This is a genomic window from Streptomyces sp. NBC_00443, from assembly GCF_036014175.1.
In the GTDB taxonomy this organism is placed as follows: domain Bacteria; phylum Actinomycetota; class Actinomycetes; order Streptomycetales; family Streptomycetaceae; genus Streptomyces.
On the sequence record NZ_CP107917.1, the window covers coordinates 6,924,058 to 6,936,954 of the forward strand.

10 protein-coding genes are annotated in these 12,897 nt (G+C 70.2%); all 10 read left to right on the top strand.

The window, feature by feature from the left end; all coding sequences use genetic code 11:
• The first annotated feature begins 189 nt into the window (after nt 1-189).
• The 10 genes from rsmH to OHO27_RS31545 all read left to right on the top strand — a co-directional run bounded on the left by rsmH (nt 190) and on the right by OHO27_RS31545 (nt 12,788).
• Complete coding sequence (rsmH, locus tag OHO27_RS31500; RefSeq protein WP_328428352.1) at nt 190-1,146, top strand: 16S rRNA (cytosine(1402)-N(4))-methyltransferase RsmH; 957 nt, start codon at nt 190-192, stop codon at nt 1,144-1,146.
• Nucleotides 1,147-1,234: 88 nt separating this feature from the next.
• Complete coding sequence (locus OHO27_RS31505) at nt 1,235-1,828, top strand: hypothetical protein (RefSeq protein WP_328428353.1); 594 nt, start codon at nt 1,235-1,237, stop codon at nt 1,826-1,828.
• A gap of 5 nt (nt 1,829-1,833) precedes the next feature.
• The gene (locus tag OHO27_RS31510; protein WP_443059635.1) at nt 1,834-3,795 is read left to right on the top strand and encodes a peptidoglycan D,D-transpeptidase FtsI family protein; all 1,962 of its coding nucleotides are present in this window, start codon (nt 1,834-1,836) and stop codon (nt 3,793-3,795) included.
• A 184-nt stretch (nt 3,796-3,979) separates the two neighbouring features.
• Nucleotides 3,980-5,506, top strand: coding sequence for a UDP-N-acetylmuramoyl-L-alanyl-D-glutamate--2,6-diaminopimelate ligase (locus tag OHO27_RS31515; RefSeq protein WP_328428355.1), 1,527 nt, complete (start codon nt 3,980-3,982; stop codon nt 5,504-5,506).
• A gap of 4 nt (nt 5,507-5,510) precedes the next feature.
• Complete coding sequence (locus tag OHO27_RS31520; protein ID WP_328428356.1) at nt 5,511-6,926, top strand: UDP-N-acetylmuramoyl-tripeptide--D-alanyl-D-alanine ligase; 1,416 nt, start codon at nt 5,511-5,513, stop codon at nt 6,924-6,926.
• Entirely contained in the window at nt 6,923-7,996 is a 1,074-nt protein-coding gene (gene mraY, locus OHO27_RS31525; RefSeq protein WP_328428357.1) for a phospho-N-acetylmuramoyl-pentapeptide-transferase, read from the top strand. Before OHO27_RS31520 ends, mraY begins: the two co-directional genes overlap by 4 nt.
• Nucleotides 7,978-9,402 carry a UDP-N-acetylmuramoyl-L-alanine--D-glutamate ligase gene (murD, locus tag OHO27_RS31530; RefSeq protein ID WP_328428358.1) on the top strand — a complete coding sequence of 475 codons (1,425 nt, stop codon included), beginning with the start codon at nt 7,978-7,980 and terminating at the stop codon, nt 9,400-9,402. Before mraY ends, murD begins: the two co-directional genes overlap by 19 nt.
• A gap of 102 nt (nt 9,403-9,504) precedes the next feature.
• On the top strand, nt 9,505-10,866 hold the full coding sequence (gene ftsW / locus OHO27_RS31535) for a putative lipid II flippase FtsW (RefSeq protein ID WP_328428359.1): 1,362 nt from the start codon (nt 9,505-9,507) through the stop codon (nt 10,864-10,866).
• A gap of 6 nt (nt 10,867-10,872) precedes the next feature.
• On the top strand, nt 10,873-11,967 hold the full coding sequence (gene murG, locus OHO27_RS31540) for an undecaprenyldiphospho-muramoylpentapeptide beta-N-acetylglucosaminyltransferase (RefSeq protein ID WP_328428360.1): 1,095 nt from the start codon (nt 10,873-10,875) through the stop codon (nt 11,965-11,967).
• A 23-nt stretch (nt 11,968-11,990) separates the two neighbouring features.
• On the top strand, nt 11,991-12,788 hold the full coding sequence (locus OHO27_RS31545) for a cell division protein FtsQ/DivIB (protein ID WP_328428361.1): 798 nt from the start codon (nt 11,991-11,993) through the stop codon (nt 12,786-12,788).
• Nucleotides 12,789-12,897: the final 109 nt, after the last annotated feature.

A 12,897-nucleotide genomic window follows, 5' to 3' on the forward strand; every position in this document is an offset into this window, starting at 1 on the left:
CTGCTGGACTGAATTCCCCGGAGACCCCGGCGACTTTCCGGAGATCTCCCCGCGTGCGCGGCGCGTACGTACGGCTCGGCCTCCTCCCGCTCCCGGTCGGCTGACGCTTCCGGCGCCGGCAGGCCTCCCCTTCACGAGGGGGCGGGGACCCGGCGGTGCGTACACGCCCGCCGGATCTGAGAGGGCCCCTTGAGCCAGAGTCGACATGTCCCGGTGATGCTCCAGCGGTGCCTGGACCTGTTGGCCCCCGCGCTGCAGCGGCCGGGAGCCGTGGTCGTCGACTGCACGCTCGGGCTCGGCGGCCACAGCGAGGCTCTCCTCGAGCAGTTCCCCGAGGCCCGGCTCGTCGCCCTCGACCGGGACAAGGAGGCCCTGCGCCTGTCCGGCGAGCGGCTCGCGGCGTACGGCGAGCGCGCCGGCCTCGTGCACGCCGTCTACGACGAGCTGCCCGACGTCCTCGCGAGGCTCGGCATCGCGCGCGTGCAGGGCGTCCTGTTCGACCTCGGCGTCTCCTCCATGCAGCTCGACGAGGCCGACCGCGGCTTCGCCTACGCCCAGGACGCCCCCCTCGACATGCGCATGGACCAGACGAGCGGCATCAGCGCCGCCGAGGTCCTCAACACCTACCCGGCCGGCGAACTCGTCCGGATCCTGCGTGCGTACGGCGAGGAGAAGCAGGCCAAGCGGATCGTGGCCGCCGTGGTGCACGAGCGGGACAAGGAGCCGTTCACCAACAGCGCCCGGCTGGTGGAGCTCATCCGGGACGCGCTGCCGCAGGCCGCCAAGCGCACCGGCGGCAACCCGGCCAAGCGCACCTTCCAGGCGCTGCGCATCGAGGTCAACGGCGAGCTCTCCGTCCTGGAGCGGGCGATCCCGGCTGCCGTTGCGGCCCTCGACGTCGGCGGGCGGATCGCCGTGCTGTCGTACCACTCGCTGGAGGACCGGCTGGTCAAGCAGGTGTTCGCGGCCGGCGCCGCCAACACCGCCCCGCCCGGGCTGCCGGTTGTCCCCGAGCAGTACCAGCCCCGGCTCAAGCTGCTGACGCGCGGTGCCGAACTTCCCACCGAGGAAGAGGTCGCCGAGAACCGGCGCGCGGCACCGGCGCGGCTGCGGGGCGCCGAACGCATCAGGGAGTCCATCGAATGACGGGCGCAACGCGGGGACGGGGGCGGGGACGGATGTCCGGGTCCAGAATTCAAACCCATGAGTCGGAGAACCGCTTGGGGGAGGGTGAGTGAGTAGGAAACCCGAACTGAGGGGCCGGGCCGCCCGGCTCGCACGGCTCTTCCCCACGGGGGTGGGGCAGGCAGCCCGTGCCCCCTTCGTCCTCCTCGTCGTCCTCCTTCTCGGCGGCGGCCTCATCGGGCTCCTCGTGCTGAACTCCGCCCTCAGCGAAGGCGCGTTCAGGCTCGACGACCTGCGCAAGGAGACGAAGTCCCTCACCGACGAGGAGCAGTCGCTCCAGCGCGACATCGACGCCTATTCCGCCCCCGAGGCCCTCCAGCGCCGCGCCCGCGAACTCGGCATGGTCCCCGGTGGCGACCCCGCCTTCCTCAACCCCGACGGCACCGTCAAGGGTGTCCCCAGCCCAGCGCCCGCCGGGCAGACCGCCGCGTACAGCTCCCTCGTCCTGCCCCCCGAGGCCCTGGTCAGCGAGTCCAGACTGCCCACGGCGGCCAGTGCGACGCCCACGACGCCGGCCCCCGAGGGCACTCCCGCCGTGTCTGAGCCCGCGGCCTCGTACGCCGAACCCCAGGACGCGCCCTCCCTTCAGCAGCCCCTCCCGTCCGCCCAGTCCACCGCCCCGTACTCGACCCCCGGCAGGTGACGGAAGTGTCCGACAGGGAACCGCCGCGCCGCCGCGTGCCCGGACCCGCGAAGCCCGCCCGCTCCGCAGGCGCCCAGCGGCGCCCCGGCCCCGGCGCCCGCCCGGCCCGCCGCCCGGCACGCACCCGCCCGCCGGTCACCGGAGTCATCCGGCTCGGCAGCCCCCGCCCCCGGCTGCGCATGGTCGGCCTGGCCCTGACCCTCGTCCTGATCGCCTTCGTCGTGCGGCTGCTCCAGGTGCAGGGCGTCGACGCCAGCACCTACGCCGCCAAGGCCGAGAAGAACCGGTACGTCGGCTACACCCTGGCCGCCGAGCGCGGCGGCATCACCGACCGCAACGGCGTGGCCCTGGCGGCCAGCGTGGACGCGTACGACATCACGGCCGACCCCACCCTGTTCGCCCCCGAGCAGCTGAAGATCGACGACGGCCCCGAGCAGGCGGCCGCGCTCCTCGCGCCGATCCTCGGCCAGGAGCCGGAGAAGATCGTCCACAAGCTGCGGCCCGCGAACAAGAACCTGCGCTACACCCTGCTGGCGAGCCGTCAGACCCCGCAGGTCTGGAAGCAGATCAAGGACCTGAAGACCGCGCTGGCCACCAAGTCCGAGAGCGACAAGAGCACGGTCAACGTCCTCGCGGGCGTCCTGTCGGTCGCCAGCAGCAAGCGCGTGTACCCGAACGGCGACCTCGCCGCCGGGATACTGGGCTGGGTCAACTCCGACGGCAAGGGCGGCGGCGGTGTCGAGCAGCAGCTGAACAAGCAGCTGTCCGGCAAGGACGGCGAGATCCGCTACGCCCAGTCCGGCGGCCGTCAGGTCCCCACCGTGGGCTCCACCGAGACGCCCGCCGTGCCCGGCAGCGACGTCGAGCTCACCATCGACCGCGACATCCAGTGGGCCGCACAGAACGCGATCACCAAGCAGGTGCAGGAGTCCAAGGCGGACCGCGGCTATGTGATCGTCCAGGACACCCGCACCGGCGAGATCCTCGCCATGGCCAACTCGCCCGGCTTCGACCCGAACGACCTCTCCGAGGCCAGCAGCGCCAACATGGGCAACGCGGCCCTCCAGGACGCCTTCGAGCCCGGCTCCACCGCGAAGGTCATGTCGATGGCCGCCGTACTGGAGGAGGGCGTGGCCACACCAGGCACGCATGTCATCGTGCCGAACCGGCTGCACCGCGGCGACCGGCTCTTCAAGGACGACATCGACCACGACACCTGGTACCTCACGCTCAACGGCGTGCTCGCCAAGTCCAGCAACATCGGCACCATCCTCGCCACCGGCCAGCTCGGCAAGACCCAGCCGCAGTCCAACAAGGTCCTTTACGACTACCTGCGCAAGTTCGGCCTCGGCAGCTACACCGGCCTCGGCTTCCCCGGCGAGACCCCGGGCATCCTCGCCGCCCCGGACAAGTGGTCGACCTCGCAGCAGTACACGATTCCTTTCGGCCAGGGCGTGTCCATCAACGCGATGCAGGCGGCCTCCGTCTACTCGACCATCGCCAACGGCGGCGTACGCGTCGAACCCAGCATCGTGCGCGGCACCAAGGGGCCCGACGGGCAGTTCACGCCCGCCAAGGAGCCCAAGAAGTCCAGGGTCATCAGCGCGAAGACGTCGAAGACCCTCGCCCAGATGCTGGAGTCGGTCGTGGACGACGAGGAGGGCACCGGCACCAAGGCGCGCATCCCCGGCTACCGGGTCGCGGGCAAGACGGGTACGGCGAACCGTGTGGATCCGGCCACCGGCAAGTACCGCGGCTACACGTCGTCGTTCGCCGGATTCGCGCCCGCGGACAAGCCCCGGATCACGGTCTACTGCGCCATCCAGAACGCCACCCAGGGCAACTACTTCGGCGGCCAGATCTGCGGACCGATCTACAAGAAGGTGATGGAGTTCGCCCTGAAGACCCTCCAGGTCCCGCCGACCGGGGCCAAGGCCGCGAAGCTCCCGGTCGCCTACCGGCCCTGACCACCACCCTGACCACCCTGATCAGCACCGAGCAGCCAGGAACCACCTCGTGACAACGATCACCCCCGACCCCGGGAACCACGGCGCCCCCCGCCCCTCACTTCGCTCGCAAGGGGGTACGCCCGGTACGCTCACCGCCGTGCCACACGCTGATCAGTCCCAAACCACCCAGAAGGGGCAACCCGTGACGTATCCGGGACCGCCCAGGCCGGCGCAGGTCTCCGCCACACCCCTCGCGGAACTTGCCGATCAGCTGGGTGCCACCGCGCCGGACCGCGCGGACGCCGTCGAGGTCACGGGCATCACCCATGACTCGCGCGCCGTCCGGCCCGGCGATCTGTACGCCGCCCTTCCGGGCGCCCGCCTGCACGGCGCCGACTTCGTCACCCAGGCCGCGAGCCTCGGCGCGGTCGCCGTGCTGACCGATCCGACCGGCGCCGAGCGCGCCGCCGCGACCGGCCTGCCGGCGCTGGTGGTCGAGAACCCGCGCGGGCAGATGGGTGAACTGGCGGCCACGATCTACGGCCACCCCGGCCGCGACCTCCTCCAGATCGGCATCACCGGCACCTCCGGCAAGACCACCACCGCGTATCTCGTCGAGGGCGCCCTCAAGACCGCACGTGCCACCGGACTCATCGGCACGGTCGAGATGCGCATCGGCGACGAGCGCATCAAGTCCGAGCGCACCACCCCCGAAGCCACCGACCTCCAGGCCCTGTTCGCCGTCATGCGCGAGCGCGGCGTCGAGGCGGTCGCCATGGAGGTCTCCAGCCACGCACTGGTCCTCGGCCGGGTCGACGCCTGTGTCTTCGACATCGCCGTCTTCACCAACCTCAGCCCGGAGCACATGGAGTTCCACTCCGACATGGAGGACTACTTCCAGGCCAAGGCGCAGCTGTTCACCCCGAAACGCAGCAGGCTCGGCGTCGTCAACCTCGATGACGAGTACGGCCGCAGGCTCGTCAAGGAAGCCACCGTCCCGGTCGTCACCTTCTCCGCCGAGGGCCACCCGGACGCCGACTGGCGCGCCGACGACGTGGCGATCGGCCCCATGGACTCGACGTTCACCGTGATCGGCCCCAAGGGCGAGCGGATCGCCGCCAGATCACCGATCGCGGGCCCCTTCAACGTGGCGAACACCCTGGCCGCCATCACCGCCCTGGCCGCCGCAGGCCTCGACGTACAGGCCGCCGCCGACGGCATCGCCGCCGTGCCGGGCGTACCGGGCCGGCTGGAGCGGGTGGACGCCGGGCAGCCGTATCTCGCGGTCGTGGACTACGCCCACAAGACCGACGCCGTCGAATCGGTGCTCAAGGCGCTGCGCAAGGTCACCGAGGGCAGCCTGCACGTCGTGCTCGGCTGCGGCGGGGACCGGGACACGACCAAGCGGCAGCCGATGGGCGCCGCAGCCGCCCGGCTCGCCGACACCGCCGTACTGACCTCCGACAACCCCCGTTCCGAGGACCCCCTGGCGATCCTCGCAACCATGCTCCAGGGCGCGGCGTCCGTGCCGGTACACGAGCGTGGCGAGGTCCAGGTCTTCGAGGACCGGGCCGCCGCGATCGCCGCAGCCGTCGCGCGTGCCCAGCCCGGTGACACCGTGCTGGTCGCGGGCAAGGGCCATGAGCAGGGCCAGGACATCGCCGGAGTGGTCCGTCCCTTCGACGACCGCCAGGTGCTTCGCGAAGCTATCCAGAAGACCCAGGGATGAACTTGTGATCGCCCTCTCTCTCGCCGAGATCGCAGAAGTCGTCGGCGGGCAGACGTACGACATACCGGATCCGTCCGTCCAGGTCACCGGATCCGTCGTCCGGGACTCCCGTGAAGTGGAGCCCGGCAGCCTCTTCGCCGCCTTCGTCGGTGAGCGTGTGGACGGCCACGACTATGCGTCGGCGGTCGTGGCGGCGGGTGCCGTCGCCGTCCTGGCCTCGCGTCCCGTGGGGGTGCCCTCGATCGTCGTGGCCGACGTCCAGAAGGCCATCGGCGCCCTCGCCCGTCATGTCGTACGACGGCTCGGCGCGACCCTCGTGGCCCTGACCGGCTCGGCGGGCAAGACCAGCACCAAGGACCTGATCGCCCAGGTCCTCCAGCGCAAGGCGCCCACCGTGTGGACGCCGGGCTCGTTCAACAACGAGATCGGGCTGCCGCTGACCGCGCTGAGCGCCACCGAGGAGACGAGGTTCCTCGTCCTGGAGATGGGTGCCCGCGGCATCGGCCACATCCGCTACCTCACCGATCTGACGCCCCCGAAGATCGGCCTGGTGCTCAACGTCGGCACCGCCCACATCGGCGAGTTCGGCGGCCGCGAGCAGATCGCGCAGGCCAAGGGCGAGATCGTCGAGAACCTCCCTGCCGAGAGTGACGGCGGCGCCGCGATCCTGAACGCGGACGACCCGCTCGTACGGGCCATGGCATCCCGTACGAAGGCGAAGGTGATCCTTTTCGGAGAGTCCGGCGAAGCGGACGTACGCGCCGAGAACGTGCGACTCACGGACAGCGGACAGCCCTCCTTCATGCTTCACACACCCTCCGGGTGCAGCGATGTGACCATGCGCCTGTACGGTGAGCACCACGTGTCGAACGCGCTCGCCGCGGCCGCCGTCGCCCATGAGCTGGGCATGTCCGCGGAAGAGATCGCCACCGCGCTCTCCGAGGCGGGCTCCCTCTCCCGCTGGCGGATGGAGGTCACCGAGCGCCCGGACGGCGTGACGGTCGTCAACGACGCCTACAACGCGAACCCCGAGTCCATGCGAGCCGCCCTGCGCGCGCTCGCGGCGATGGGCAAGGGGCGGCGGACCTGGGCGGTGCTCGGCAAGATGGCCGAGCTCGGGGACGAGGCGCTCGCCGAGCACGACGCGGTCGGACGGCTTGCCGTCCGGCTCAACGTCAGCAAGCTCGTCGCGGTCGGGGGCAGGGAAGCGTCCTGGCTGCAACTGGGCGCATATAACGAGGGTTCGTGGGGTGAGGAGTCGGTGCACGTGTCCGACGCACAGGCGGCGGTCGACCTGTTGCGCAGCGAGTTGCGCCCAGGGGACGTCGTGCTCGTGAAGGCGTCCCGTTCGGTCGGTCTGGAGAGCATCGCCGAGGCGCTGCTCGCGGGCGGCACCGAGGGTGAGGTTGCGGCCCGATGATGAATCAGATCCTGTTCTCAGGAGTCATTGGCCTCTTCCTGACCCTGATCGGCACCCCGCTGCTGATCAAGCTGCTGGCCCGCAAGGGCTACGGCCAGTACATCCGTGACGACGGCCCGCGCGAGCACCACGCCAAGCGCGGTACGCCGACCATGGGCGGTATCGCCTTCATCCTGGCGACGATCGCCGCGTACTTCCTGTCCAAGCTGATCACCGGCAAGCCGCCGACGTTCTCCGGTGTCCTGGTGCTCGGCCTGATGGCCGGCATGGGTCTGGTCGGCTTCCTGGACGACTACATCAAGATCGTCAAGCGTCGTTCGCTGGGTCTGCGGGCCAAGGCCAAGATGGCCGGCCAGCTGCTCGGCGGTATCGCCTTCGCGGTGCTCTCGCTCCAGTTCGCGGACAACCGGGGCAACACCCCGGCCTCCACCAAGCTCTCCTTCGTGCAGGACTTCGGCTGGTCCATCGGCCCGGTGCTGTTCGTCATCTGGGCGCTGTTCATGATCCTCGCCATGTCGAACGGCGTGAACCTGACGGACGGTCTGGACGGCCTCGCCACCGGCGCCTCCGTACTGGTCTTCGGCGCCTACACCTTCATCGGCGTCTGGCAGTTCCAGGAGTCCTGCGCCAACGCCCAGACGCTCGCCAACCCGGGCGCCTGTTACGAGGTGCGAGATCCACTCGACCTCGCCGTCGTCTCCTCCGCGCTGATGGGCGCCTGCCTCGGCTTCCTGTGGTGGAACACCTCGCCCGCCAAGATCTTCATGGGCGACACCGGTTCGCTGGCCCTCGGTGGCGCGCTCGCGGGTCTGGCGATCTGCTCCCGCACCGAGCTGCTGCTCGCCATCCTCGGCGGCCTGTTCGTCCTGATCACCATGTCGATCGTCATCCAGATCGGCTCCTTCCGCCTCACCGGCAAGCGCGTCTTCCGGATGGCACCACTCCATCACCACTTCGAACTCAAAGGCTGGTCCGAAGTCCTTGTGGTGGTCCGCTTCTGGATCATCCAGGGCATCTGTGTGATCGTCGGACTGGGCCTCTTCTACGCAGGATGGGCAGCGGACAAGTGACCGACTGGCAGGGGATGAACGTCACCGTCGCCGGGCTCGGCGTCTCCGGGATCCCGGCGGCCAAGGTGCTGCACGGCCTCGGCGCCAAGGTCACGGTCGTCAACGACGGCGACGACGCACGCGCGCGTGCCCAGGCCGCCGACCTGGAGGCGCTCGGCATCGCCGTACGCCTCGGTGACGGAGCCACCCTGCCCGAAGGCACCGAGCTGATCGTCACCGCGCCCGGCTGGAAGCCCGACAAGCCGCTGTTCGCGGCGGCTCATGAAGCGGGCGTCCCGGTCTGGGGCGACGTGGAGCTCGCCTGGCGGCTGCGGGGCCCGGATGCCGCGCCCTGGCTCGCCGTCACCGGCACCAACGGCAAGACCACGACCGTCCAGATGCTCGCCTCCATCCTTGAGGCGGCGGGCCTGCGCACGGCCGCCGTGGGAAATATCGGCGTCTCGCTGCTCGACGCGGTGCTCGGCGAGGAGCAGTACGACGTCCTGGCGGTGGAGTTGTCCAGCTACCAGCTGCACTGGGCGCCCTCCCTGCGCGCCCACTCCGCCGCCGTCCTGAACCTCGCCCCCGACCACCTCGACTGGCACGGCTCCATGGAGGCGTACGCCGCCGACAAGGGCCGTATCTACGAGGGCAATCGCGTCGCCTGCGTCTACAACGTCGCCGACAAGGCCACCGAGGACCTGGTCCGCGAGGCCGACGTCGAGGAGGGCTGCCGGGCCATCGGCTTCACGCTGGGCACCCCGGCCCCCTCCCAACTCGGCATCGTGGAGGGCATCCTGGTCGACCGTGCCTTCGTCGAGGACCGGCACAAGAACGCCCAGGAGCTCGCCGAGGTCGCGGACGTGAACCCGCCGGCCCCGCACAACGTCGCCAACGCCCTTGCGGCGGCAGCCCTCGCCCGGGCCTACGGGGTGCCCCCCACGGCCGTACGGGACGGCCTTCGGGCCTTCACTCCGGACGCCCACCGCATCGCGCACGTGGCCGACGTGGAAGGGGTCGCGTACGTCGACGACTCCAAGGCCACCAACACCCACGCGGCGGAAGCCTCGTTGGCGGCGTACGAGTCCATCGTGTGGATCGCGGGCGGGCTGGCCAAGGGTGCCGTCTTCGAGGAACTGGTCACCAAGTCGGCAAAGCGACTGCGCGCGGCCGTGCTCATCGGCGCGGATCGCGGCCTGATCCGGGAAGCCCTCGCGCGACACGCGCCGGAAGTACCCGTCGTCGACCTCGACCGGACCGACACTGGGGCGATGCTCGCGGCAGTCCAGGAAGCCCGGCGACTCGCTGTTGCCGGAGACACGGTGCTCTTGGCACCTGCTTGTGCCTCGATGGACATGTTCGCCAACTACAACCAGCGCGGTGACGCGTTCGCGGAGGCGGTTCGCGAACTCGGCGCGGGCGCCTGACGCGGGTCTCGGCCACTGCGGGTGCTTCGGGACCCTTGGAGGGACGCGTGACTCGGATGTGGCCGGACGGTAGGTACCCCCACGGCGGGGCGGTGAGCGCCGATGCCCGGTAGCCGTACGGGACGACCTCCCGTCCAGCGGGCAGTCCGGCGCCCCGTCGTTCCCGGGCCGTCGCACGACAACGGCGTACGACGGCTCTACGTCCGCCTGAACAGGGCGTGGGACCGGCCGCTGACCGCGTACTACCTGATCCTCGGCGGCAGCCTGCTGATCACCGTACTCGGCCTGGTGATGGTCTACTCGGCCTCCCAGATCACCGCGCTGCAGATGTCGCTGCCCGGGTCGTACTTCTTCCGCAAGCAACTGCTGGCCGCGGTGATCGGCACGGGGCTGCTCTTCGCCGCCTCGCGCATGCCCGTGAAACTGCACCGGGCGCTGGCCTACCCGATCCTCGCCGGCGCCGTCTTCATGATGGCGCTGGTGCAGGTCCCCGGGATAGGAGTCGCGGTCAACGGCAACCAGAACTGGATCGCCCTCGGCGGCTCCTTCCAGATCCAGCCCAGCGAGTTCGGCAAGCTCGCGCTGGTGCTGTGGGGCGCCGACCTGATTGCCCGCAAGGAGGACCGGAAGCTGCTGGCGCAGTGGAAGCACATGCTGGTGCCGCTCGTGCCGGTCGCCTTCATGCTGCTCGGGCTGATCATGCTGGGCGGCGACATGGGTACGGCGATCATCCTGTCGGCGATCCTGTTCGGCCTGCTGTGGCTGGCGGGGGCACCGACCCGGCTTTTCGTGGGGGTCCTGTCGGTCGCCGGCCTGATCGGCCTGGTCCTCATCAAGACCAGCGCGAACCGCATGGCCCGACTGCAGTGCCTGGGCGCCACCGAACCGCGCAGCGGAGCCGTCGACTGCTGGCAGGCCGTGCACGGCATCTATGCGCTGGCCTCCGGCGGAATCTTCGGCTCCGGGCTCGGTGCGAGTGTGGAGAAATGGGGCCAACTCCCTGAAGCCCACACCGACTTCATCTTCGCCGTCACCGGTGAGGAACTGGGCCTGGCGGGGACGCTGTCGGTGCTCGCCCTCTTCGCGGCTCTAGGCTATGCGGGTATCCGCGTGGCCGGACGCACGGAGGACCGCTTCGTGAGGTATGCCGCGGGAGGCGTGACGACCTGGATCACTGCGCAAGCCGTGATCAACATCGGTGCGGTGCTCGGCCTGCTGCCGATCGCCGGCGTCCCCCTTCCGCTGTTCTCGTACGGAGGGTCCGCCCTGTTGCCGACCATGTTCGCCATCGGGCTGCTGATCGCGTTCGCGCGCGACGAGCCCGCTGCGCGGGCAGCGCTTTCCGTGCGGCAACCCCGCTTTGGTAGAAAGCGTGCGGGAGGCGCCGGCTCCGGCCGGGCGCCTCGGAGATGGAACACGATGCGACGGCGTGCCTCGGCGGCGCGCTCGTCCGGAGAGCGGTGAATTTCGGTGCATGTCGTACTCGCCGGTGGGGGGACCGCCGGCCACATCGAGCCCGCGCTCGCCCTCGCGGACGCCCTGCGCAGGCAGGACCCGACCGTGGGGATCACGGCCCTGGGCACGGAGCGGGGGCTTGAGACCACACTCGTTCCACAGCGGGGCTACGAGCTCGCGCTGATCCCCGCCGTGCCGCTGCCCCGCAAGCCCACGCCCGAGCTGATCACCGTCCCGGGCCGGCTGCGCGGCACGATCAAGGCGACCGAGCAGATCCTGGAGCGCACCAAGGCCGACGCGGTCGTCGGCTTCGGCGGCTATGTGGCCCTGCCCGGCTACCTCGCCGCCAAGCGCCTCGGGGTGCCGATCATCATCCACGAGGCCAACGCCCGCCCGGGCCTCGCCAACAAGATCGGCTCGCGCTACGCCGCCCAGGTGGCCGTCTCCACTCCGGACAGCAAGCTGCGCAACTCGCGCTACATCGGCATCCCGCTGCGCCGGACCATCGCCACTCTCGACCGGGCCGCGATGCGCCCGCAGGCCCGCGCCGCGTTCGGACTCGACCCGAACCTGCCCACCCTGCTGGTGTCCGGCGGCTCGCAGGGCGCCCGCCGCCTCAACGAGGTCGTCCAGCAGGTCGCGCCCTGGCTCCAGCAGGCCGGGATCCAGATCCTGCACGCGGTCGGCCCGAAGAACGAACTGCCGCAAGTGCACCAGATGCCGGGAATGCCGCCCTACATCCCGGTAAGTTACCTGGACCGGATGGACCTCGCGTACGCCGCGGCCGACATGATGCTCTGCCGCGCGGGCGCGATGACCGTCGCCGAACTCTCCGCCGTCGGACTCCCGGCCGCCTATGTCCCGCTGCCCATCGGCAACGGCGAACAGCGGCTGAACGCCCAGCCGGTGGTCAAGGCCGGCGGCGGACTGCTGGTCGACGACGCGGAACTGACGCCCGAGTGGGTGCAGCAGACCGTCCTGCCCGTGCTCGCCGACCCGCACCGGCTGTACGAGATGTCCCGCGCCGCAAGCGAGTTCGGCCGCCGGGACGCCGACGACCTGCTCGTCGGCATGGTGTACGAGGCGATCGCCTCGCACCGCCGCCAGTAACCGCATGACGGAGGGCAGGGAGCGTGGCCGGACCGACGACCGCCGAGCGCGGTGAACGCCAGCAGGAGTCGTCCGACCCGCCCCTCGCCCGGCGGTTGAGGGTGCGGAGACTTCGTACGATGATCATTCTTCTCGTCGTGCTCGTACTCCTCGGCGCGGCGGGTTCCGTCTGGCTGTTGTACGGCTCCGCATGGCTGCGCGTGGAGCGCGTATCCGTCTCCGGGACCCGGGTGCTGACGCCCGCACAGGTCCTTGAGGCCGCCGACGTCCCCGTCGGGGCCCCGCTGATTTCCGTCGACACTGACGTGATTGAGGCACGGCTGCGCCAGAAATTGCCCCGAATTGACGTGGTTGACGTGGTCCGATCCTGGCCCCATGGAATCGGCGTCAAAGTGGCGGAGCGTACTCCGGTTCTGATTGTCCAAAAGGACGGAAAGTTCGTCGAAGTGGACAAGGGAGGCGTCCGATTCGCCACGGTTTCTGTGGCTCCGAAAGGCGTTCCGGCACTGGAATTGACGGTGTCTCAGTCGAGCTCCGCCGCCGCGAGTCTGCGCCGCTTCGGCGAGGCCCGTCTGATGCGGGAGGCGGTGCGCGTCGCTGACGCCCTTCCGGACGCCGTCGCGCGCGGTACCCAGGTCGTCAAGGTCCGTTCCTACGACGACATCTCACTCGTGTTGAGCGGCGGCACGAACGTCGCCTGGGGCAGTGGCGAGAAGGGGGCCGCGAAGGCTCGCACACTCACCGCTCTCATGAAAGCCTCGCCGGATGCGCGGTACTTCGACGTCAGCGTTCCCACCGCCCCTGCGTCATCGGGGAGTTGACGCACATTCGCGCAGGCCAGCACCCTGGTTGGGCAGCGACATGGCTGATCACATAGGGTGAAAAGAAAAACGGGAGGTTCGGCGTGTTCGTTGAACGTGCGCCACTTGT

What these genes read in the sequence shown, in the direction of transcription:
- mraY (WP_328428357.1), top strand. Translation starts at nt 6,923, where the DNA reads ATGATGAATCAGATCCTGTTCTCAGGAGTCATTGGCCTCTTCCTGACC.
- murD (WP_328428358.1), top strand. Translation starts at nt 7,978, where the DNA reads ATGGGCAGCGGACAAGTGACCGACTGGCAGGGGATGAACGTCACCGTC.
- ftsW (WP_328428359.1), top strand. Translation starts at nt 9,505, where the DNA reads ATGCCCGGTAGCCGTACGGGACGACCTCCCGTCCAGCGGGCAGTCCGG.